This window comes from Hymenobacter daeguensis (genome assembly GCF_054780555.1).
Genome location: NZ_BAAGWC010000014.1, coordinates 37,405 through 57,780, shown reverse-complemented (window position 1 = coordinate 57,780; position 20,376 = coordinate 37,405). Strand labels below are relative to the sequence as shown.

Genomic DNA, 20,376 nt, shown 5'->3' with positions numbered 1-20,376 from the left:
CGCTCAGCCTGACGGGCTTGTTTATTCGTGCAGGGAGGCCGCCAAATCGGCCTGGAATTTCAGGGTGTCGGCAAAAAGCTGGAACTGGGTTCGGTAAAAGTCGTGGGCATCCGGAATTTCGGCCAGCAGCTTTTGGGCGGCGGCGGCATCGGTGGGCGCAATGTGGTCGCGCAGGGTTTCGCTCACGAAGTAGCCAAAGCGGTACCGCTCGCGGGGCAGGTATGGCAGCGCCAGCGCGGTGTCCGCCGTGTGGCGGGCCACCACGGCCAGCGTGGCGGCCGTGAGGGCCCACGGCCAGGGGCCCGGCAGCACCCGGGTCTGTTCCAGCAGTTCCCAATCGCCTTCCCAGGTGCCGGCGGGCCGGTTCAGGCGCCTGAGCAGCGGCACCAGCAGCAGGCGTTGCTGCTCGGCGGCGGGCAGCAGGGGCACCAGCTTCCACAGCGGCAGTTGGATGCCGGCCTGCGCGAGGCTGGCAGCCTGCTCCAGCCACAGCTGCACGAAGGCCGCCGCGATGCGCGGGCTCTGGTGAGTGGCCGCGCTTTCGGCCCAGGCCATGAGCACCGGCATGGCCCAGTCAGAGGCCAGCGCCTGGGCCAGCAGCTCGGCCGGCGTGGCGTTGAGCTGCGCCACCCAGCGGTCGACGGGCACCCAAGCCAGCAGGTTGGCCAGACGGGCCGCGCCGGCCCCAATGGCCTGGGTCCGGCCATTGGCCCGGGCCAAGTAGCTGAAATGGGTGTTTTGCTCTTCGATGCCATCCAGCAGCCAGGTCTTATCCCAGGCATCGGGCAGGCGGATGTCCAGGGTGGCTTTGCCGAGGCCCAGCAGGCCGCGCCGAGTGCTGAGCAGCGGCACGGCCCGCGCCCACAGCCGTCCGACGAGGGCTGCGCCGGGCAGCCGCACCAGCAGGCCCGCCGCCAGGCGGCGCACGTCCTGGCCCCGCGCTCTGAGCAGGGCTTCCAGCGTGGGCTCGGCATCGGGGTGCAGGTGGTTGCCCAGAATTTCCAGCAACGCCTCCTGGGTTTTGGCGGGCTCGCCGGGCAGGGCGGCCAGGAGCAGGGCGCGGGCTTCGTCGGGGGCCTGGGCAAAGCGCTCGGTGAGCCAGGCGCGGCGCTGAGCCAGCGTGCCGGTTTCCCAGGTGGCGGGGTTGGCCTCGGCCGTGGTGGAGGTACCATCAGTCAGCCTGACCCATGCGGGGTTGAGGCTGGCCAGCCAGTGGCCCCGGTTGCCCAGCACGGGGGGCGCTGCGGCCCGCGTTTCGGCCGTGGCGCCGGCCTGGTGCAGCAGCGGCACCAGCAGCGCCGGCGGCACCAGCCGGTGGCGGGCGGCCACGCTGGTGAGGTAGTCGGGCACCAGCTCCGGGTGCAGGCCGTTGACAAGCATCTGGTGGAGGTAGTCGGTGCCCTTGGGGCCAATGGCGGGCAGGCGCTCGGCCGGCGCGGGCGTCAGGGGCGGGCCGGTGGCCGGGGCTGGCTGGTGGCCCGCCTTGCGCATCAGGGCCAGGGTGCCGGCGGCCAGCAGCAGCTGCTGCTCGGCAGAATCGGCCGGCGTGGGGAAGGGCGGAACGACTTCGCCGCTCTGGCGGGTGCCAAGCAGGGCAATGCGCAGCAGTTTCGCGGCATCAACCGCCCGGGCCGGGCCGGTGCCGGCATTGGCGCTGGCATCCTGCGTCCGGGGGGCGTGCGCAGCGGCTTCAGCGTCGGCATCCTGCTGCCGGCCCACCGATGCTCTTGGCGCCGGTGCGGGAGCGGCCAGGGCGGTTTCGCCGGCGTTCCACCCAGTGAGCGGCCGGAACGCCTGCCCATCCCACTCCCCGAAAAGCGTGACCGGCTGCCCGCCGCTCTCGGCCAGCAGCTGCCAGCCAAAGTTCTCATCACCGAGCCGCAGCGGCAAAATGCCCGCCTCGGTGGCGTGGTGCAGCTGCCAGCGGCCATCGGGCAGGGGCGTGGGCAGCACCTGGCTGAGCGTGGCAGGCCACTCGCGCAGCCAGGGCTGGCGGGCCAGGGCCGCGGCGTAGTCGTGCAGCAGCTGGCTGATGGACTGGCCCGCCGGCACCGCGCCGGGCGGCACGGTGCCATCGAACTTTACGCTGACGGGAGCGGCCCGCAAGGGCAGCAGGCCGGGGTAAAAAGCCACCTCGCCGAGGTAGCTGCCGTGCGGAATGAACGGCGTGCCGAACGGCTGCCCGCCGAAGGAAAACTCCAGCACCAGCGCCGTGCGGCCGGTGTGGCGGCCACTCAGCCAGGTGCGGCGGGCGCTGAGGCGGTCCTCGTCCCAGCGGAACTGGCCCAGCACGCGCCAGGCATCGGCCACGGGCGCGGCGGTGGCCAGCAGGTCTTCTTTTTTGAGGTTGATGCCGACCTGCTGGAGGATTTCCGGCCGGGCATCGGGGCCGAGGCTGGGCAGGTTCCGGAAGGCGCGCACCAGCAGGTACAGCTCGCCGAGGCGGCCCAGCAGGCGCGCGGGCCAGTCGGCGTGGGCGTGGCGCAGCGTGGCCAGCTCGCGCACGGCAGCCGCCAGGCCGGGCAGCTGGTTATCGACCAGCCGGGCGGCCTGGCTTTCCCAGAACCTGGCGGGCTGCTGGTTGAGGGTGGCCAAGCCGGCCCGCACCAGGTCTTCGAGCCAGGCGGCGAGGTCGTCGGCCCCGGCCGCCATGCGGGCCAAGCGCTTCGGGTCGACGGCGAGGTCACTGGCTGCTGGAACCTCCCCCCCCGGCCCCTTCTCCCGCGGAGAGGGGGAGCCTGATGGAGCGTTTTCGTTGTGGAGTGGTGGTACTGCTGAGGGAGCTCCTGAAGAAACGTTCGTCGCGGCAGCGGCCGGGCTGCTGGGCGCTTTTTCAACCTTTTTCTCCTGGGTTTGCTGGCGCTTCTGAAGCCATTCTGCCAGCCAGGCGGGCGGCGTGTGGCCCGTTAGCAGCTCCGGCTGCCGGGCCATGAGCAGGAGCAGCCCGGCCCCGTGCTTGCAGGGAAATACCCGGCTGGGACAGCTGCACTTGAAGGCCGGCTCGGTGAGGTCGATGCCGGTGAGGTAGGGCCGGGAGCCGCTGCCGGCGCACTCGCCCCAGGCGGCCGTATCGGTGCGGCCCAGGTTGGCCCATTTGGCGGGTTTCAGCAGCTCCTGGCCTCTTTTCAGGGTGCCGGGGTCGGTGATGAGGGACTGGGCTTGCGCTTCGGTGAAGGAAATCATGGGAGCGGGGTAGGCCCCAAATGTATGTAGCACATGCTTTAGCTTGTGCGTCGGGCAGGGCCAAAGCGCAGCAGAGACGCCAGGGGGCGTCGCTACACGTTTCACGCAAAAAAGTCGTCCGGGTCGGCCCGGCTCAGGTACTGCCGCAAGTGCGGCAGGGTGTCGAAATGCGGCCCCACGCAGGCCATGAAATCGGCCACGGCCACCGGCCCGCTGGCGTAGGCCACAAACGTGTGCCCGCCCTCGCCAAACTCCAGCTCCTCCAGCAGCCCGGGCTGCGTGTCTTCAATGATGGTTTCGATGTGCTCGGCCCAGGAATCGGCGGTGCCACCGAAGCCATAGTGCTGAAACAGCTGGTAATACGCCTCCAGCCCACTCACATCGGCGAAAATGAGCAGCTGGTACTCGGGCATGACGGCGGCCGGGGCGGCCGTCACCTGGAAGGGAAAGGTGGCAGACATGGGGTGAAAGTACGGCCTACTTCCGCCGCCGCAAGGCCACTACCAGGCCCACGCAGGCCAGCGCCAGGGCGGTAATCAGGGCATCGCGCACGAAATGCCCCTGCTTGGCTTCGGCCACTTCGGCTTCGAGGTCGCGCTGCCGGGCCAGCTGCTGCTTCTCGCGCTGCCGCAGGTTCTGGGCCTCGTTTTCCAGCTCGGCCAGGCGCTGGGCGGTGAGGTTGCGGTCGTCGCGGGAGCTGGTTTCGAGGTGGGTGGTGGTGGCGGCCAGCCGCACCGAGGTCGAAGTGGCTTTTTGGGCGGTTTCGTTGAGCACGTCCACAATCTGCTGGTCTTTGTCCACGATGCCCTGCAGGGCGTCCACCACTTCCTGCAGGTCTTTTTTGGAGGGCTTATTGCCGAACAGGCTATGCCGCTGGGCGCTGGCTTCGGCGTAGCGCCGGGTGAGCACGGCGCGCTGCTGGAGCAGGCCGGGCAGGCGGCTGTCGGGCGTCACGGCGGGCTCCTGGGCAGTGGCCGAAAGCGCCGTTAGCAGGCCTACAGCCGAGAAAAAAACGCGAAACATTGGCCGGCGTGTAGTTCTTTGCAGGCTGGAAGACAAGTGTGAAAACGGCATTGGCATGAATAAAATCCGGATAATGAAGAAAGCCAGCGCCTTATTGCTGGGGGCGCTGAGCGTGTGGAGCTGCGAAACTACGCGCCTGAAAACCCCGCCCACCTACGGCGGGGCCGTGTCGGAGGGCCTGCACGAGAAAGGGGCCAGCGGCGTGCTGCCCTTCCTCATTCAGGAAACCAGCGCCGACGCCACCTACGGCTTTACGGAAACCAACCCCGTGCGAGTTGGCGGCGGCAAGGAGGCCGGGGCCCGCAACCAGCAGCGCTACCTCAACGCCCTGCTCGGCCCCAAGGGGCAGCCCCTTGAATACCAGCGCGAAGGCAGCTGCTGCGCGTTTAAAATCGATGCCGGCGGCGTAGACAACGAAGGCCAGCTCGACGTGTACACCGTCACCTGGAAGGGCCGCAAAGAGCCCCTGAAGCTCTACCTCAACATGTACGAGGAAGGTGCCCTGGCCGCCCCCATGGGCCTGACGGCGGCCCGGTAGCCGCGCAGCCTTGCCCCGCCGGGCGCCGTAAGATGCCAGGCGGCTGGAACGCGGCAAAACAGCCCCGCCAGCGCCCGCCCATGAAAAAGCTCCTCTCATTCCTTTTGCTGCTCACCACCGGCTGCGGCACCTGCGAGCAGGTGCAGCTCACGCCCGAGGAACGGGCCTGGTTTCCCAACCATCCGAAGGGCACGACCATCAGCTTCCGCAGCAACCGCGGCAACGCCAATACCATGACGCTGCTTGCGCAGCGCGAATGGTTTAGCAACACGGATTGCAACAAGCTGGAATCAGGGTCTTACCAGCCCATTCACGTGCAGTACGGCCTGGAATCGGCCACGCAGTACGACCCTAAATCGCCCCATCTCAGCATCGTCATCGATAAAACCAGGCCCACTATTCCGGGCCGGCTGCAGTTCAGCATCTGCGGCCTGGAATACCCGCTGCCGGCCGGCCAGAAAATCGGGCCCACCGACGTGCTGCTGCCGGAGCCCTGCACCCTGAGCACCGGGAAAACCTATCCGGCCGCCTACGTCTTTCGCGATGGCCAGAACGCCAAAAACTACGGGACCGGCCGCCTGAAAGCCTTTCACTGGGACAAGCAGGCCGGCCTGGTGCGCTACGAGCTGGCCGACGGCGAAGTGTTTGAGCGGGTGGGAGAGTAGGAGGGTGGTGAACGGTCAGGCTTCGGCTGCGCCCGGCACGACGGTGGCCGTTTCCGTGATTTCCAGCGCCCGGACAATTAAAAATCCCTCCCTCAGCGGTACTTTTAACCTTGTTCTACCGCTGAAACGTATGCCTGCCCGCTATTTTCCGCGCCTCGCGGCCCTCGCCACCGATGCCACCGCCACGCCCGCCGACCAGCTCCCGCGCCTGCGCAAGCTGCTCGAAGCCGTGCTGCGCGACGAGTACAAGCGGCGGGGCGTGAGCTTCGGCAACCTCAGCCAGGCCATTGGCTTTGTGGCGTATGAGCACGAGCTCACGGGCCGCCTGCGTCACCAGCTGCAGGCCCTGCGCCTGAGCGCCAACCTGGTGCTGCACGAAAGCTACCCCGGCACCGTGGCCGAAGCGGCCTCGGGCTTCAACGCCGTGGTGGAGCTGATTGAGCAGCTCACCGGCGTGCTCTACGACGGCCCCGCCCTGCAGCTCCCGCCCGATGCCGGCCTGCAGGAAAACGAGCAGGCCGCTTTCGAAGCCGCGCTGGCTGCCCAGGCGGCCATTCCGCTGCCGCCCGCCACGCCCCTCGAAGCCTGGCGCGTGCACGTGCTGGCCACCAACCTGGCCACCGGCGAGCTGACCGTGGAAATGGACAAGCCCGCCGACGGCCGCCCCGCCGGCCCGTTCGAGCTGGTGCTGCCCGAGGCCTACGCCAGCCTGCTGCCCACGGCGGCCGTGCTGCACCCCACGCTGCACCTCATCGGCCCGGTGCTGCGGCCCGATGGCCGCGTGCAGCCGCGCCGCGTGGTGCTGGAGCCCGATTACCTCATCAGCGTGACCACCGTGGCCGAGTGCGCCCAGAAGGACGGCACCATCCCCGAATGGGCCCTCATCAGCGCCTTTCTGCCCGATGAAACCTCGCGCCCACTGGTGCTGGGTAACCTGGTGAACATGCTGCTGGACGAGGAAGTGAGCCACGCGGCGAGGAATGAAGAGTTAAGAATGAAGAATGAAGAATTGACGCTGGAGCAGCGGAAAGCTTCATTCTCGGCGCTCTTGGAAAAAGCCCGTCCTGGGCAGGGTTTCTCCAGGAATATTTTCAACGGTGTAGAAAATACGTTCGACTCTGCTACGTCTGGCTCCTCCTTTCCATCGGAGAGGGAGCCGGGGGGTGAGGCGCCCGCCAACGCCGATTTCGACCTCGAGCACTTCCTGCACAAGCGGCTGTTTCGCCTCGCGCCGCTGGCCCTCAGCACCCTGCCCGAGTTCCAGACCCGCAACGGCGTGCCGGAGCTGTTCGCCGACCTGCGCCGCCACCACCGCACCCTGCGCGACACCCAGCGGCGCGGCTTCGTGGCCGACAGCCGCACCGGCTACCAGCAGCAGCGCCTGCGCGTGACCGACTGCTTCCTCGAACCCACCTTTCTCTCGGCCACCTACGGCCTGCAGGGCCGCCTCGACCTGCTCCACGAAAGCCCTACCGGCTACGACCTCATCGAGCTGAAAAGCTCGAAGTCGGTGCCCGGCGGCCCGCCCTGGACCAACCACACCGCCCAGGCCCAGCTCTACCGCCTGCTGCTCGAATCCGTTTTCGGGGCCGACGGCGAAACGGCCGGCCGGGGGCGCACCAGCATCCTGTATTCCAACGCCGCCGATGGCCAGAGCGCCGTGCGCCGCGTGGACCAGGACCAGGCCCTGATTGACCGCCTGCTCAACGCCCGCAACCAGCTGGTGGGCGTGGAGCTGCAGCTGGCCCGCGCCACCGGCCCGCGCCAGACCCGGCAGCTGCTCGCGCCCGTCATCAAGCCCGATTTGGCCGGCCTGCCCAGCTTCGGCCGCGAAAAAGCCCAGCACGTGGCCAATGCCTGGGCCGCCGCCGACCTCGTGGAGCGCGCCTACTGCCTGGAGCTGATTCGCTTCTCGGCCCGTGAGATGCGCCTCACCCTGCTCGGCGACGAAGCCCGGCCCGGCGATGCCGGCGGTCAGGCCGGCCTCTGGCTGCTGCCCCAGGCCCGCAAGCACCAGAATTTCAGCCTGCTCGATGAGCTGGAATTAATCGAAGACCACAGCAATGCCGACGACGATGCCCGCGACGGCCTGGGGCCGCACCTGGTTTTCCAGCGTCCGGCCGGTGGGCGGGAAGTAAACTTCCGGGCCGGCGACACGCTGATTCTGTACCCGCGCCGCAAGGCCGGGGCTGCGGTCGACCACGTTGCGGCCCCGCTCAGTGTGCTCGATGCCCAGGTGGTGAAAGTGGTGCTGGCCGAAGACCTGAGCACCGACGGCCGCGTGGTGCTGTCCATCCGCAACCGCCGGCTGGCGCCGCGCTACCTGCACGGCCACTCGCACTGGGCCCTGGAGCCCGATACGTACGACACCTTCCGCCGCGAGTGGGCCGGCATCTCGGCCTTCCTGAGCCTGGCGCCGGAGCGCCGCCAGCGCCTGCTGGCGCGCACCGCGCCGCGCCAGCCCGAGCCGGAATTCTGGACACCGGCTTCGCCGCCCGCTACCACGGCCCCCGAGGTGGTGGCCCGCGCCCTGGCCGCGCCCGACTGGTTTGTGCTCTGCGGCCCGCCCGGCACCGGCAAGACCCGCGCCGTGCTGCGTGAGCTGGCCGAACGGCTCTACAAACAGGACAAGCACACGCTGCTGGCCGCCTACACCAACCGCGCCGTGGACGAAATCTGCGAGCAGCTGGTGGCCGCCGGGCTGCCGTTTATCCGGGTGGGCTCGCGCCTGGGCACGGCGCCGCACTACCGGCCGTACCTGCTGGATAACATGCTGCGCGACTGCCCCACGCGTCAGGCCGTGCGCGACCGGCTCAAAAACTGCCCGTTCTACGTGGGCACCGTGGCCAGCCTGCTGGGCAAGCCGGAGCTGTTCACCCTCAAGCAGTTCGACCTGGCCGTGGTGGACGAGGCCAGCCAGGTGCTGGAAGCGCCCATGCTGGCGCTGCTTTCGAAAGTCAACAAGTTCATCCTCATCGGCGACCACCGCCAGCTGCCCGCTGTGGTGACGCAGGAGCCCGAAGCCAGCGCCGTGGCCGAGGAAGTGGCCGAATTGCTGCAGCAGGAGCTGGGCCTGAGCAACCTGCGCAATTCCTACTTCGAGCGCCTGTTCAAAAAGGCCGAAGCGCACTGGCCCCACGCCCACGGCACCCTGGCCGACCACTACCGCATGCACACCGAGCTGGTGGCGCTGGTGAACGACGACTTCTACAACGGCCTGCTGCGCTGCCCCATGCCCTGGCAGCACGAGCCGCTGAGCCGGCCCGCCTGGCCCGCGCCCACCGATGCCCTCACGCGGCAGCTGCACGACCAGCGGCTGATTTTCGTGCCCACGCGCCGCCAGCCCGAAGACCTGTCCATGAAAGAATCGGCGCAGGAAGCCGACCTGGCGGCCCGCACCGCCGCCTACGTGGTGCAGGGCTACGGCCCCAACTTCAACCCCGAAACCACGCTGGGCATCATCGCCAGCTACCGCAACCAGGCGGCGCTCATCCGGGCGCGGCTGGCGGCGCTGGCGGTGGAGCTGGATTTGCCTGCCCTCACCCAGGTCAGCGTCGATACGGTGGAGCGCTACCAGGGCTCGCAGCGCGACGTCATCGTGGTGAGCTTCTGCTGCCACCACGAGCACCAGCTGGAGCTGATGGTGTCGCCCAACGAGGACGGCACCGTGGACCGCAAGCTCAACGTGGCCCTCACGCGGGCGCGGCAGCAGCTGGTGCTGCTCGGCAACGAGGAAATTCTGTGCCGCGCCCCGCACCACGCGGCCCTGCTGGCACGGGTGAGAAATGCGGCGGTTTCGGCCTGAAAAAACCGGGCGCTCCAAGGGCGCTTAAGCCTCGGAACGCCCGGTTAATCAGTTGTAAAAAGTGAATCCGTCCTTACTGCACGTTGGTGAGCTCCACTTCGAAGCGCAGCACGGTGTTGGGTGGAATGCTCCCCTGGCCCGATGACCCGTAGGCCAGGGCCGAAGGAATCAGCAGCAGGCCCTTTTCGCCCTTGCGCATCAGCGCAATGCCGATGTCCCAGCCCGAAATCACATTGCCGGCACCCAGGATGAATTTGAACGGGTGGGTCGGGTCAATCGACGAATCGAACACGCGCCCATCGATGTACCGGCCGGTGTAGAGCACCGAAACGGTTTTGCCGCTTGTGGCCTGCACGCCGTTGGGAGCCGAAACAATGGGCACGTAGTACAGGCCCGAAGGCTGCTTCTGGGCGTTGGTGATGGCATTATCCGTGAGGTATTTCTGGATAATTGCGTCGTCGATGCCCGAGTAGTCCTGCGTGGTGGTGGAGTCGTCTTTCTTGCAGGCGCTGGGCACCACATTGGCGGCTGCCAGCAAGCCCAGCAGCACAAACCGAAGTGCGCCGGCGGAAAATGGAATTTTCATAAATGGGTTCTTTTTAGTTAACATCAACGGCGGCCTCGTTGCCGGCCCGGCGGCGGGCCTATTGCACGTCCACCACCTCTACCTCGAAGCGCAGCACGGCATTGGGGCCAATCTGAGTGGAGGCGCCCTGCGGCCCGTACGCCAGTCCCGAGGGGATTAGCAGCTCGGCCTGGTCGCCCTTGTGCATCAGGGCAACGCCTTCCTCAAAGCCCGGAATCAGCTGGCCCCGGCCGGCGGTGAAGACGAGCGGAGTGTTGTTGTGCAATGAAGAGGCATCAAACACGGTTCCGGTTGCATCGAGCAAATGGCCGGTGTAGCGCACCGATACCGTAGCGCCGGGGCTAACGCGCACGGCATTGAGGTTGGTGACAACGGGCAGGAAATAAAGTCCGGAGGCCTGTTTCTGGGCGGTGGTGATGTTTTTGCTGGCCAGGTATTGCGTGATGAGGCCATCATCGACCACCGCGTAGTCCACCACCTCCACCTCGAAGCGCACCACCGAGTTGGCCGGAATAGCGCCGCCCGCCGTGGATACCCCATACGCCAGGCGCGAGGGCATCAGCAGCTCGGCCCGGTCGCCGATGTGCATGAGCGAAATGCCTTCCTCGAAGCCCGGAATCAGCTGGCCCGCGCCCACCGTGAAGGTGATGGGCACGTTGTTGTGGCGCGAAGAGGCATCGAACACCGTGCCGGCCGCATCGAGCAAATGCGCGGTATAAAGCACCGATACGGTAGCCCCCACGGCCACCCGCCTCGCATTCGCGTTGGTCGTAACGGGCAGGAAATAGAGCCCGGAGGGCTGCGGCTGGGCGGTGGTAATGTTTTTGCTGGCCAGGTATTGCGTGATAATGTCCTGGTCAACGGCGCTGTAGTCCTGAATTTCGGGGTCGTCCTTCTTGCAGGCCGTCGTCGCCAGGCCCGTCGCCCCCAATAAAATCACCAGAAACAGCCGAAACAGGCCGGTCGGAATAATTGCTTTCATCGTTTTTTTGGTGAAATTAAGTCGGCGAGGCTGCACCCGCAGCCCCCCGGCTCCGGCGGCCGCCAATAGCCGGGCATTGCTGAGAATGATTTCGCCGGCCAATAAGTTGCCCATTACCTTCTTACAGGCCCGCTCGCCTTCAGTTTGAAGGATAGGCGCTGGCCGGTGCCCCGGCCGGCGGCGGCGCGGTAAGCGCCGGATTGCCAAAAGCCGGTCTGGCAACCGGCCCCGGAAACCACCCGTTTTCGCTGCCATATAGCGCCGCAACGCCATAGAAGAAGAAAAGCCACTTCAGGCAGCGGCGCACGGGGGCGTTGTGGGCGCGCCGCACCAGCCGGAATATCAGCAGCGCCGCCAGGGGCAAGCCTGCCAGCAGCCCCTGCCAGGTTTCCTGGTCCTGATAAGTGGGCACGTAATAGCTGCCGTCATCGCCGAAAAAGCCCAGGTCGATGCGCTCCGCGCCGACGATGATTTTCTGCTGCCAGGCCGCCAGGCGCGACCAGCGCGCCATCAGCAGGCTCAGCAGGTACAAGCCCGCCACCACTACCCCCGGCGCCAATCCCCGCCAGGCAGTGTCGGGAACCGCCGCCAGCAGCAGGCAAATCACACCGAACAGTAAAAGGTAAATCATAAGCAAAAACCGCTGACCGGGCCCGGCAGGCCTATAAACCACTTACTTGGCCTCGATGCGCAGGCTCGCCGCGAGCGCCAGGCCGCCGCCCAGCGTGTAGGCCAGCACGTCGCCCCACTCAAAATGACTGCCCAGCACGATGCGCGCCACCCGCGAGTGCCAGCCCAGCCGGTCCAGCAATTCCACGTATTGCAGCCCTTCAATCAGGTAGGAGATGGCCAGGGCGGCCCCGGCCACTTTCCAGGCCGGCGCGTGCAGGAAGCTTCGGAGCAGGCAATACAGCAGAATGGTGGCCAGAAAATCGCCCGCATACGGCCGGATAAACCGGTCGTGCACAAATGCGGCAATCAGCAGCTCCAGCAGCAGCAAGCCGCTGGCTGCCAGCAAATATCCTTTGTGAACGCGCAGCATACGAAGCCCGGTTTACGCCCGGAGCGGGGCTTTGTGAAACGGGCAGCCCCGTGGAACCGCCGCGCCGCCGGACGGGGGAGCCGGCTCCATCGGCGCCGCATCGAGGGCCTGAATACGGGCCTGGTACTCGGCCGGGAGCATGGCATTTTTGGCCCATTGGCTGGCGGGCCAGCGTTTGGTGAGGCAGTAGAGTGCGACGGCGGGGCTAATCCAGGCTCCATCGGGCAGGTGCAGCTGCGCCCGCACGCCGGGCGGCACCACAAGGCCCTGCACCGCCCGCAGCAGCCCGTAGCGCGGGCCGCCCAGGTGCCTGCGGTATTGCCGGTAGAGGTCGATGGAATGGGGACTCAGCACCAAGTTTTGCGCCAGGTGCTGCGCGCGGGCGGCCCGCCACTCGGCATACGTGGCGGGCAGGCCGGGCACGCCCATGCGCCGCCCCACGCGGCAGAACACGGCCACTATTTCCTCTCGCTCGGCATCCGTCAGCGGGCGTTCCAGCACCTCAAAAGCTTTGATGGAATAAGCCACGAGCAAAAACAGCACGTCGCGGTAGGCCCAGTCGGGGATGGCGTAGCCGCGCTTGCTCTCCACCGCCGCGTGGATGGCAGCAATGGCATCGATGGCTTTTTCGGCCCCGGTGCGGTCGGCAAACACGATGCGGCGGGCGTAGTCCACCGTCGAAAACAGGCGGCCCAGCGGGTCGGCCGGCAGGCGGCCGGTGAAGTAGAGCCAGTCCACGGCCTTGTTTAGCGCAAACTCGGCGGCGGCCCCGGCAAAGATGAACAGCACGGTATCGGCCGTGCCCCAGATGCGGCGTACAATGGAATCGGGAGCTACGAAGTAATTCATGTTTGTAAAGAACTTTGAAATACAAAGCTAGCGCACAAACTTTGATTTTCAGCCTTGGCAATTGGCATCCTGTCCATGTCTGCGAGTTGCTCAATCGTGCGGCAGCGCCAATTCCTGGGTCACGACGGCCTTCGGCTTGTGCCGGTAGAAAAACAGAATCAGCAGCGGCAGCAGCGTGAGTTCGGCCACCACGCCGAAAAGGAGGGTGAGGCCGATGAGCAGGCCCACGTAGAAAGTGCCGTCGAAGGACGAGAACAGCAGCGTGGAGAAGCCGCCCACCAAAATGAGCGAGGTGACGATGACGGCTTTGCCGGCCAGCAGGTAGGTATGCTTCACGGCTTGGAACAGGTTGGGCTCGTGCGCCAGCGTGAGACGTAGCTTGCTGATGAAGTGGATGGTATCATCGACGGCGATGCCGAAGGCGATGGTGAAGATGATGCTGGTGCTCACCTTCATACTTACGCCGGCCAGGCCCATCACCCCGGCCACAATGAGGATGGGCACGAGGTTGGGAATGAGCACCACCACCGTCATGCGCAAGGACCGGAACAGGGCCAGCACGATGAGCGTGACCATCACCACGTCGATGCTCATGCCGGTTATCATGTTCAGCGTGAGGTTCTCGTTGTTTTTATCGATGAGATTGCTGGAGCCGGTGAGGCGGGTGCGCAGCACGGTGCTGTCGATGCTGGTGCGCAGGTAGCGGCGCAGGCCGTCGTTGAGGGCGTCGGCGCGGATGCTGCCCACGTCGGCCATGCGGCCGGTGAGGCGGCCGGCGGTGGCATCGGGCGTGGCCAGGGCCCGGAATTCGGGCTTTTTGCGAAACAGCCGGAGCTTGCCGCGCAGGCGGGCCAGCTCGGTGGAATCGGTCGGGAGGCGGTACTCGGCCAGGCCGCCGCCGTTCAGGGCTTTGCGCAGCGACTTGACCAGCGTGACGGGCGAGGCGGCGAAGCGCAGGCCGTAGGTTTTTTGCAGATAGCCTTCAATCTGCTCGGTCTGGCGCAGCACGGCCAGGTCGTAGATGTCGCGGCCACCCGCCGGTTTCAGCTCCAGCTCGAAGGGCCGCACGCCGGCGAACTTCCGCTCGAAAAAGGCAAAATCGAGCCGTACGGGGTCGTTCTTGGAGAGGTCGTCGAGCAGCGAGGAATTGATACGGACGCGCGTGGCCAGCCCAATGGAAGCCGCCAGCACCAGCCCACTCACCACAAAAATCAGCCGCCGCCGCACCAGCACCTGCCGAAACAGGCGGCCCAGCACGCCATCCCAGCTGTGGCCCTGCCGGCGTGGCACCCGCAGCTGCGGCTTTTTGAGCAGAATAAGCAGCGCCGGCAACAGCGTGAAGCTGAGCACAAACGCCAGCAGCACGGCAATGCCGGTGAAGAGCCCGAAGTTGTAAATCGGCCGGATGGTGCTCGTCATCAGCGTGAAAAAGCCCAGGCTGGTGGTGAGCGCCGACAGCCCCGAGCCAAACCCCGATTCCTTGAGCGTAACCCACAGGGCGTCTTTTTTGCTGGCCCCATAGCCCAGCTCGGCCACGTAGCGCGTGATGATGTGGACGGTATCGGACGTGCCCACCACAAACATCATCACCGGCAGCAGGGCCGTCATCAGGTCGATGCTGATGCCGCTGGCCCCCATCACGCCCAGCCCCCACAAAATGGCCCCCAGCACCACCACCAGCGGCAGCACCACGCCCCACCACGTCCGAAACGTGAACCAGAGCAGCCCCGTGACGAGCAGCACCGACAAACTCATAAACACGGCCAGCTCCCACTGCAGCCGGTCCACAAACACGGATTGGGCCACGGCCCGGCCGGCCAGGTGGTAGTCCTTCTCCGGGAATTTCAGCCGGGCCAGCCCGCCCCGCAGCGTGGCCAGGAGCGAGTCGCCGGGCGGCTTTTTGAGGTCGGGCGTGGTTTGAATCACCAGCGTCACGGCCCGCGCATCGGGGCTGAACACGTTGCCCACCAGGCCGGGCGTGCGGTAAATCAGCGTCGAGTCGGCGGCGCGGCGGGCGGGCTCGGCGGGGTGCAGGTAGGGCAGGTTGAAGAAGCCGAGGCCCTCCACCACGGGGTTGGCGAGGGTGGTGGGGGAGGTGACGGCCATTACGTGCCGCTCGCGCCGGGCCAGCCGCGTCAGCGAATCGACCCGCGCCAGAAAGCCGGGCGCGAATACCGTCTGGCCGGCCGTCGCTTCCAGGCCCAGCAGCAGGTAGTCGTTGTCGTTGCCGAAGCGCCGGGTGTAGCCCTGGTAGTAGTCCAGGTCGGGGTCGCCGGCGGGGTAGAAGTCGTTGAAATTGTAGTTGAAGCGCAGCTGGGCCACGTAGTAGGCGCTCAGCGCAGAGAGCAGCCCGAGCACGAGCAGGGCCAGATAAGCAGTACGGCGAAGGGGCATAAGGGAATGGGGGCGGCCAGCGTAAGGCCTACGGCAGGCGTAGCTACCGCAACGCCCCGGTTTCCGCAATTGTTTCGCCGGTCCGGGTCCGGCGCATGTTCCCGCCGCCTGGTGCGAAGGGCTCCGAAACCGCCCGCCAAACCAGCCAATATTACTTTTCGCACACGCGCTTTGACTTATTGTAGCAAGTGCTTTTTCAGTGCAGAAGCATCCTTCGCACGGCGCATCTTTGCGGTTTATTTCCCCCTTTTAAGATTGGTTGCTATTGCTATGAAAAGAGTGTTATTCATTACCCTTGCCCTGTATTGCCTGGCGTTTGCCGCCTGCGCTCAAACCCCGGCCCAGACCCAGGGCCTGAAAAAAGCCATCCTGAAAAACGATGCCCCGGCGGCCGAATCCCTGCTCACGGCCGGGGCCAATCCCAACGCCGTGGTCGAAATCGTGCCCGGCTTTGCCACCACCTACCTCATCACGGCCGCTGCCAACAATAGCCTGCCCCTGGTGAAGTTGCTGCTCAAATACAAGGCCCAGGTGAACCAGCCCGATGCCTTCAAAGCCACGGCCCTGATGGCCGCCGCCGGCAAAGGCAACCGGGAAATGGTGGAGCTGCTGCTTGGCAGCGGGGCCGACGCCAAGGCCAGGGACGACGACGGCAAAGACGCCCTGGCCCTGGCCAAAGAAAGCGGCAACAAGGAAATTGTGACGCTGCTGGAGCAAAAGCTGAAATGAGCGGGGCGGGCTGGCGAAAAAGCACGGCCTTTGTGTATCTTAGGGGCTGCTAACCGCGCCATTTTCCCTTCACCTCCCTTCATTGCTTATCCCATGAAAAAGACCCTGCTCGCCCTCGCCCTGTTTGCCTTCGCCGGCACCACCGCTTTCGCGCACGATGGCCACGACAAAGACGGTAAAAAAGGCAAGAAAGAAACCTCCTGCACCAAAGGGGCCGGCAGCTCGTGCTGCATGAAAGGCGGCAAAACCGCTGCCGTGAAGCCCGCCACCAAGCCCGAGGCTGCCGTTAAGCTGTAGTCGCAACCGGCTTCGGCCGCTGCCTGAAAAACAAAAGCCGCTTCCGGAAGGAGGCGGCTTTTTTATTGAGGCTAGGGTTTTAAGCGGTTCGTCCTGCATTGGGTTGAGCAGTTGGAGAATAGCCAAAACTAGTCGGGTGGCTTGTTCGAACTCCTGCAGGCAGCCTTATTTTTACCCAGCCAAAAGCCCCGTCCCATGCACCAGTACCAAGCCCTGCTCCGCCAAATCCTGACCACCGGCACCGTGAAAACCGACCGCACGGGCACCGGCACCGTGTCCATCTTCGGCCCGCAGATGCGGTTCAACCTGGCCGAGGGCTTCCCGCTGGTGACGACCAAAAAGGTGCACCTGAAGAGCATCATCCACGAGTTGCTCTGGTTCCTGCAGGGCGACACCAACATTGCCTACCTCAAGGAGCACGGCGTGAAAATCTGGGACGAGTGGGCCGACGCCAACGGCGACCTCGGCCCCGTGTACGGCCACCAGTGGCGCTCCTGGCCCGACGGCTACGGCGGCCACATCGACCAGATTTCGCAGGTTATTCAGCAACTCAAAACCCAGCCCGACTCGCGCCGCATCCTCGTGTCGGCCTGGAACGTGGCCGAACTGCCCGACATGAAGCTGCAGCCCTGCCACGCCCTGTTTCAGTTTTACGTGGCCGATGGCAAGCTCTCCTGCCAGCTCTACCAGCGCTCGGCCGACGTGTTTCTGGGCGTGCCCTTCAACATTGCCAGCTACGCCCTGCTCACCCTCATGGTGGCCCAGGTGACGGGCCTGCAGCCGGGCGAATTCATCTGGACCGGCGGCGACACCCACCTCTACAGCAACCACCTGGAGCAGGCCGAACTGCAGCTTACCCGCGCGCCCCACCCGCTGCCCCAAATGATTATCAACCCCGAGGTAAAGGACATTTTCGGCTTCCGCTACGAGGACTTCGAGCTGGTGAACTACGAGCCCTGGCCGGCCATCAAGGCGCCGGTGGCCGTATAAGCTGCCGATTGGCAGCCGTTAGTTGGGCTCATCTGTCTTCTTAATGCAGGATTCGTGATGCACCGGTGGGTATTGTGTCTTTTATTGCTGGGAATGGCCCACGAGGGCGGTGCGCAAGGCGGTGGTCACCCGCCTGTGCGTAAGAAAAGCCGGAACAGAACTCCTCGCTTAGCCCCGCCGATGTCCGCAGCAGCTGCCCCCGGCGCCATGCCCTTGTTGACGCGCTTCTGGCAGCTGACCGATTCGACTGCGCGAACCGATGCCGCCGACGTCTTCCACCAATACGTGGCGCACTTCATCAGCTACCCGGCCCTGGCGCTTCAGGCCGGGGTGGTGGCGACGATATACGCCCGGCTTACCGTGCAGCCCGATGGCCACGTGGGCAGTATTTCCATCACGCGGCGCGACCTGAACCCCGCCTCGCCGCCCCTCAAAGCGGTGATGGCGCTCGATGCCGAATTGCAGCGGGTGGCGTGGCAGCTGCGCTTCAAACCAGCGGTGCCGGCCATCGACAGCACCTCGCTGCGGCCCAGCGAGCCCGCCGAAACGGTAGCCGGCGTAATTGCCGGGGGCGACAGCACCGAAATTACCCTGGTTTCGGTGGAAGACCACGACAGCCCGGTTTTTCTGGCCGATACCGTCACCATTTCGCACCGGTTTGAGCCGCAGTGAGGAACGGCGGCAACGCAGCCCCAAATACCGCCGTGCCAATGCGCCGCACCACGCGCACGGCCGCAACATTCGCCGTAAACACGGCCTCTGCGGTCAGCAATTCCTCTTTCGGAAACAGCCCTTCGCGGCCTTCCCAGCCTGCCGCCCGGGCCGCCCGCAGCACCTGCGCCCGCCGCACGCCCGCCACGCAGCCGCTGGCCAGCGAAGGCGTGACTAGCACCTGATTTTTTACCCAGAAAATAGCCGCCGCGCCCGCCTCGGCCACATGCCCGGCCGCATCGCAGAGGATAATCTCATCGAGCCCGCGCTGCTGCCGCTCATGGGCCGCCCGCACGTAGAGCCACGCCTGCGGCCCTTTGCAGAAGCTGAGCGGGGAATGAATGGATTGGGTTTCGAGGGCGAAATCGGCTTGGCTGATGGGCGTTTCGTCGGGCGCGAAGGCTTCGGCGGTGGCCAGCCAGTCGGCGGTGTCGGTGGTGGGCGTGTAGCGGCCGCCGCCGGCGCGCCAGAGCTGCAGGCGCAGGCGGGCGGCGGGCAGGTGGTTGGCCCGGGCAAGGCGCGTTAGCGTAGCTTCCAATGCTTCGGGCGTGGCCAGCGGCTCGGGCAGCATGAGATGGAGTGCGGCGGCAGCTTGCCGCATGCGGGCATGGTGGTCGGGCGCGAGGCGCAGGCGGCCAGCCGTGAAAACCAGGGTTTCAAAAAAGCCGTCGCCGAAGGCCAGGCCACGGTTGGGCAGGGCGAGCGTGGCGGCGGGCAGGAGGTGGCCATTGTAGACTAGCATTAGCGTGGGGCTACGCGGTAAGGGACGCGTACCTGGAAGGTCGTGTCGCGGCCATTGTTGTTGAAGTGGATTGTTCCATGCCACGCTGCCGGACCGGGGTGGTTGGGTGCAACAAAACGCACCAGCCCCTGACCATCGGGGCCCACGCGTACGAACTGGCCATTGCACGTCATTGATGCCCGCATGCCTTGCAACACTTTCACCACGTACAGCTTTGCCCGGTAGGTTGTGCCAGGAGCCACAGCGTTGGCTTCGGCGGTGGCCACAGCCATGATGCGGCCGTTGAGTTTTCGGGCGCCCAGGCGCGGTGAAAGTTGCCGAAGTGTGCCAAATTCGATGGCCCGCACGTCGCTCTCCAACCGCGTAAGGTGCGCCAGAGCGGCCACAACTGGCATGTTGCTGAACGATGGCGCTGCCAGCTGCCCTGTAGCGTTCGGACTGAGTTGCCGGCCTGCCTGGGCGTAGTCAGCTAGCTGGCAGGTCAGGTTTTGGTAAGCGACGGCGCCAGGGGCCAACTGCGTTGCCACGGCTTCCGTGGCCTCGGGGTGCGGCAGGGGCAGGCCGTTAGAACCAAGCGGGTTGCCAGAGGCGCGCAGCAGTTCCTCGCGGCGGGTACGGAGCGTACGCACCAGCGAATCGGCGCGGCTGGCAAAGGCTTCGGCCTGGGTAAGCAACGCGACGTCGTGGGGCTGATTCTGATTTTTGACAACTTCGGCCTGGAGGCCCTCCAAGGCGCCTGCGACCGTGTGCGCGGCGTGGTCATTATCATCGGTCAGCGCCTCGTCGAGCTGCTGCAATTGCAGGTACAGCTTCGTTTGGGTGGCGTGCTGGCGAAAGAGGCCGTAGCCCATGCCACCAGTCAGGGCCAGCAGCCCCAGGCCGAACAGGAAAGAAGTGCCTCTCATCTCAGGGCCGGGGTTTTACAATCAAATAAGGCACATCAACCTCAAACACAGTATCAGTCGGGCACATTTGTAGCCGAACGGTGCCACGCCACTGGGCCCGAACCGTATCGGGCTGGCCGGGCACGGCTGGTGGCACTGCGAAAGCTACATGCCCGAGCGCGTCAATGGAATCCATTGGCATGGTCTGGCCATTGGCTGTGAACTGCATGTTGGAGCGATGGAGCGGGACGGCTTCGTTCAGAAACAGACGCGCCTGATACTCGCCGCCGGGGGCCACGCTTGCACTGGCGGGCACTGCATGCGCGCTTATCCAGTTGAAATACATGCAGCACGACCCGACTTTTTGCGCCTGGGTGTTGAGAGCATCCCGTTCGTTGCGGCGGACCAGCGCTTCCAGCTTGGTGAGAGTTGCCCAAGTTGCTTCCAGGGGCACTTTCTCAAAATAGGTCCGGCCCAGCCAATTAGGGTCGGGCGGGCCGGGAAACTCCCGGGTAAGGTAGCGCGAATAGGGCACGTAGGTATGAATAAAATCCGAATAGCGGTCGAGGTGCCGAACCAGTTCAGGCAAGTCAATGGCTTTTCCGGTAGCTTGCAGCTGGCGGCGCAGCGCTCGGAGTGTATCGGTCAGGGCTTGTGAGCGGGAAAGAATTTGCTGGCTTTCGCTCAACACCGCGACATCACGAGCCTGCATATAATTGCGGCATACTTCCTTCGCCAAAACCCTCACCGTAACTCCCGCCTGACGTTCGCTCTGCCGATTGTTGGTTGTCAGTGCCGCATCCATCGCCCCGATTGCGTTCAGCAGTACGCCTTGCTGCACCTGTGTGCGGTAATACGCCCAGCCAGCACAGCCCACTCCGGCAAGAAGCAGCACGGCTGCAATGCGCTGTTTTATTGTATTCATATTCAAAGCCTCAACGCGTAGGGCGCGTGAA

19 protein-coding genes are annotated in these 20,376 nt (G+C 65.5%); 7 read left to right on the top strand and 12 right to left on the bottom strand.

Features of this window, described 5'->3' with window-relative positions; genetic code table 11:
* Positions 1 to 21: 21 nt before the first annotated feature.
* The 3 genes from ACYVHT_RS15485 to ACYVHT_RS15475 all read right to left on the bottom strand — a co-directional run bounded on the left by ACYVHT_RS15485 (position 22) and on the right by ACYVHT_RS15475 (position 4,206).
* Positions 22 to 3,183 (bottom strand): SWIM zinc finger family protein, encoded by a 3,162-nt coding sequence (locus tag ACYVHT_RS15485; protein ID WP_460553632.1) that lies wholly within the window; start codon positions 3,181 to 3,183, stop codon positions 22 to 24.
* Between the two features lie 101 nt (positions 3,184 to 3,284).
* Positions 3,285 to 3,644, bottom strand: a complete 360-nt coding sequence (locus ACYVHT_RS15480) for a hypothetical protein (protein WP_460553629.1) — start codon at positions 3,642 to 3,644, stop codon at positions 3,285 to 3,287.
* A 16-nt stretch (positions 3,645 to 3,660) separates the two neighbouring features.
* The gene (locus ACYVHT_RS15475; RefSeq protein ID WP_460553627.1) at positions 3,661 to 4,206 is read right to left on the bottom strand and encodes a hypothetical protein; all 546 of its coding nucleotides are present in this window, start codon (positions 4,204 to 4,206) and stop codon (positions 3,661 to 3,663) included.
* A 73-nt stretch (positions 4,207 to 4,279) separates the two neighbouring features.
* On the opposite strand from ACYVHT_RS15475, the gene ACYVHT_RS15470 reads away from it, so the two are divergent.
* The 3 genes from ACYVHT_RS15470 to ACYVHT_RS15460 all read left to right on the top strand — a co-directional run bounded on the left by ACYVHT_RS15470 (position 4,280) and on the right by ACYVHT_RS15460 (position 9,214).
* Positions 4,280 to 4,744, top strand: a complete 465-nt coding sequence (locus tag ACYVHT_RS15470; RefSeq protein WP_460553624.1) for a hypothetical protein — start codon at positions 4,280 to 4,282, stop codon at positions 4,742 to 4,744.
* An 80-nt stretch (positions 4,745 to 4,824) separates the two neighbouring features.
* The gene (locus ACYVHT_RS15465) at positions 4,825 to 5,409 is read left to right on the top strand and encodes a hypothetical protein (RefSeq protein WP_460553621.1); all 585 of its coding nucleotides are present in this window, start codon (positions 4,825 to 4,827) and stop codon (positions 5,407 to 5,409) included.
* 130 nt (positions 5,410 to 5,539) lie between these two features.
* Complete coding sequence (locus ACYVHT_RS15460; protein ID WP_460553618.1) at positions 5,540 to 9,214, top strand: DEAD/DEAH box helicase; 3,675 nt, start codon at positions 5,540 to 5,542, stop codon at positions 9,212 to 9,214.
* 73 nt (positions 9,215 to 9,287) lie between these two features.
* Here ACYVHT_RS15460 and ACYVHT_RS15455 read toward each other — a convergent pair whose 3' ends face one another.
* The 6 genes from ACYVHT_RS15455 to ACYVHT_RS15430 form a co-directional block, all read right to left on the bottom strand.
* Positions 9,288 to 9,800 carry an FKBP-type peptidyl-prolyl cis-trans isomerase gene (locus ACYVHT_RS15455; protein WP_460553616.1) on the bottom strand — a complete coding sequence of 171 codons (513 nt, stop codon included), beginning with the start codon at positions 9,798 to 9,800 and terminating at the stop codon, positions 9,288 to 9,290.
* Positions 9,801 to 9,858: 58 nt separating this feature from the next.
* Positions 9,859 to 10,782 (bottom strand): FKBP-type peptidyl-prolyl cis-trans isomerase, encoded by a 924-nt coding sequence (locus ACYVHT_RS15450; protein ID WP_460553613.1) that lies wholly within the window; start codon positions 10,780 to 10,782, stop codon positions 9,859 to 9,861.
* Positions 10,783 to 10,921: 139 nt separating this feature from the next.
* Entirely contained in the window at positions 10,922 to 11,413 is a 492-nt protein-coding gene (locus ACYVHT_RS15445; protein ID WP_460553611.1) for a hypothetical protein, read from the bottom strand.
* A 42-nt stretch (positions 11,414 to 11,455) separates the two neighbouring features.
* Positions 11,456 to 11,824, bottom strand: coding sequence for a ribosomal maturation YjgA family protein (locus ACYVHT_RS15440; protein WP_460553608.1), 369 nt, complete (start codon positions 11,822 to 11,824; stop codon positions 11,456 to 11,458).
* Positions 11,825 to 11,836: 12 nt separating this feature from the next.
* Positions 11,837 to 12,673: an oxygenase MpaB family protein gene (locus ACYVHT_RS15435; RefSeq protein ID WP_460553605.1), complete on the bottom strand. Its 837-nt coding sequence runs from the start codon at positions 12,671 to 12,673 to the stop codon at positions 11,837 to 11,839.
* A gap of 90 nt (positions 12,674 to 12,763) precedes the next feature.
* Positions 12,764 to 15,067: an efflux RND transporter permease subunit gene (locus tag ACYVHT_RS15430; RefSeq protein WP_460553602.1), complete on the bottom strand. Its 2,304-nt coding sequence runs from the start codon at positions 15,065 to 15,067 to the stop codon at positions 12,764 to 12,766.
* Positions 15,068 to 15,337: 270 nt separating this feature from the next.
* On the opposite strand from ACYVHT_RS15430, the gene ACYVHT_RS15425 reads away from it, so the two are divergent.
* From ACYVHT_RS15425 to ACYVHT_RS15410, 4 genes are all read left to right on the top strand, one after another.
* Positions 15,338 to 15,796, top strand: coding sequence for an ankyrin repeat domain-containing protein (locus tag ACYVHT_RS15425; protein WP_460553599.1), 459 nt, complete (start codon positions 15,338 to 15,340; stop codon positions 15,794 to 15,796).
* 93 nt (positions 15,797 to 15,889) lie between these two features.
* Positions 15,890 to 16,093 carry a hypothetical protein gene (locus ACYVHT_RS15420; protein ID WP_460553596.1) on the top strand — a complete coding sequence of 68 codons (204 nt, stop codon included), beginning with the start codon at positions 15,890 to 15,892 and terminating at the stop codon, positions 16,091 to 16,093.
* 195 nt (positions 16,094 to 16,288) lie between these two features.
* The gene (locus ACYVHT_RS15415; protein WP_460553593.1) at positions 16,289 to 17,083 is read left to right on the top strand and encodes a thymidylate synthase; all 795 of its coding nucleotides are present in this window, start codon (positions 16,289 to 16,291) and stop codon (positions 17,081 to 17,083) included.
* 180 nt (positions 17,084 to 17,263) lie between these two features.
* Positions 17,264 to 17,755, top strand: a complete 492-nt coding sequence (locus tag ACYVHT_RS15410) for an energy transducer TonB (RefSeq protein WP_460553590.1) — start codon at positions 17,264 to 17,266, stop codon at positions 17,753 to 17,755.
* On the opposite strand, the gene ACYVHT_RS15405 is transcribed toward ACYVHT_RS15410, so the two are convergent.
* From ACYVHT_RS15405 to ACYVHT_RS15395, 3 genes are read right to left on the bottom strand one after another with little or no spacing between them, the layout of a single operon-like run.
* Positions 17,724 to 18,536: an aminotransferase class IV gene (locus ACYVHT_RS15405; protein WP_460553587.1), complete on the bottom strand. Its 813-nt coding sequence runs from the start codon at positions 18,534 to 18,536 to the stop codon at positions 17,724 to 17,726. The two genes, ACYVHT_RS15410 and ACYVHT_RS15405, sit on opposite strands and share 32 nt — an antisense overlap.
* Positions 18,536 to 19,441: a hypothetical protein gene (locus tag ACYVHT_RS15400; RefSeq protein ID WP_460553584.1), complete on the bottom strand. Its 906-nt coding sequence runs from the start codon at positions 19,439 to 19,441 to the stop codon at positions 18,536 to 18,538. The genes ACYVHT_RS15405 and ACYVHT_RS15400 overlap by 1 nt, the downstream gene beginning before the upstream one ends.
* A gap of 1 nt (position 19,442) precedes the next feature.
* Positions 19,443 to 20,345: a hypothetical protein gene (locus tag ACYVHT_RS15395; protein WP_460553581.1), complete on the bottom strand. Its 903-nt coding sequence runs from the start codon at positions 20,343 to 20,345 to the stop codon at positions 19,443 to 19,445.
* Positions 20,346 to 20,376 lie beyond the last annotated feature (31 nt).

Excerpts from the sequence above, each read along its gene's own strand:
- ACYVHT_RS15485 (WP_460553632.1), bottom strand. The coding sequence starts at position 3,183 with ATGATTTCCTTCACCGAAGCGCAAGCCCAGTCCCTCATCACCGACCCC.
- ACYVHT_RS15480 (WP_460553629.1), bottom strand. The coding sequence starts at position 3,644 with ATGTCTGCCACCTTTCCCTTCCAGGTGACGGCCGCCCCGGCCGCCGTC.
- ACYVHT_RS15475 (WP_460553627.1), bottom strand. The coding sequence starts at position 4,206 with ATGTTTCGCGTTTTTTTCTCGGCTGTAGGCCTGCTAACGGCGCTTTCG.
- ACYVHT_RS15470 (WP_460553624.1), top strand. The coding sequence starts at position 4,280 with ATGAAGAAAGCCAGCGCCTTATTGCTGGGGGCGCTGAGCGTGTGGAGC.
- ACYVHT_RS15465 (WP_460553621.1), top strand. The coding sequence starts at position 4,825 with ATGAAAAAGCTCCTCTCATTCCTTTTGCTGCTCACCACCGGCTGCGGC.
- ACYVHT_RS15460 (WP_460553618.1), top strand. The coding sequence starts at position 5,540 with ATGCCTGCCCGCTATTTTCCGCGCCTCGCGGCCCTCGCCACCGATGCC.
- ACYVHT_RS15455 (WP_460553616.1), bottom strand. The coding sequence starts at position 9,800 with ATGAAAATTCCATTTTCCGCCGGCGCACTTCGGTTTGTGCTGCTGGGC.
- ACYVHT_RS15450 (WP_460553613.1), bottom strand. The coding sequence starts at position 10,782 with ATGAAAGCAATTATTCCGACCGGCCTGTTTCGGCTGTTTCTGGTGATT.
- ACYVHT_RS15445 (WP_460553611.1), bottom strand. The coding sequence starts at position 11,413 with ATGATTTACCTTTTACTGTTCGGTGTGATTTGCCTGCTGCTGGCGGCG.
- ACYVHT_RS15440 (WP_460553608.1), bottom strand. The coding sequence starts at position 11,824 with ATGCTGCGCGTTCACAAAGGATATTTGCTGGCAGCCAGCGGCTTGCTG.
- ACYVHT_RS15435 (WP_460553605.1), bottom strand. The coding sequence starts at position 12,673 with ATGAATTACTTCGTAGCTCCCGATTCCATTGTACGCCGCATCTGGGGC.
- ACYVHT_RS15430 (WP_460553602.1), bottom strand. The coding sequence starts at position 15,067 with ATGCCCCTTCGCCGTACTGCTTATCTGGCCCTGCTCGTGCTCGGGCTG.
- ACYVHT_RS15425 (WP_460553599.1), top strand. The coding sequence starts at position 15,338 with ATGAAAAGAGTGTTATTCATTACCCTTGCCCTGTATTGCCTGGCGTTT.
- ACYVHT_RS15420 (WP_460553596.1), top strand. The coding sequence starts at position 15,890 with ATGAAAAAGACCCTGCTCGCCCTCGCCCTGTTTGCCTTCGCCGGCACC.
- ACYVHT_RS15415 (WP_460553593.1), top strand. The coding sequence starts at position 16,289 with ATGCACCAGTACCAAGCCCTGCTCCGCCAAATCCTGACCACCGGCACC.
- ACYVHT_RS15410 (WP_460553590.1), top strand. The coding sequence starts at position 17,264 with ATGTCCGCAGCAGCTGCCCCCGGCGCCATGCCCTTGTTGACGCGCTTC.
- ACYVHT_RS15405 (WP_460553587.1), bottom strand. The coding sequence starts at position 18,536 with ATGCTAGTCTACAATGGCCACCTCCTGCCCGCCGCCACGCTCGCCCTG.
- ACYVHT_RS15400 (WP_460553584.1), bottom strand. The coding sequence starts at position 19,441 with ATGAGAGGCACTTCTTTCCTGTTCGGCCTGGGGCTGCTGGCCCTGACT.
- ACYVHT_RS15395 (WP_460553581.1), bottom strand. The coding sequence starts at position 20,345 with ATGAATACAATAAAACAGCGCATTGCAGCCGTGCTGCTTCTTGCCGGA.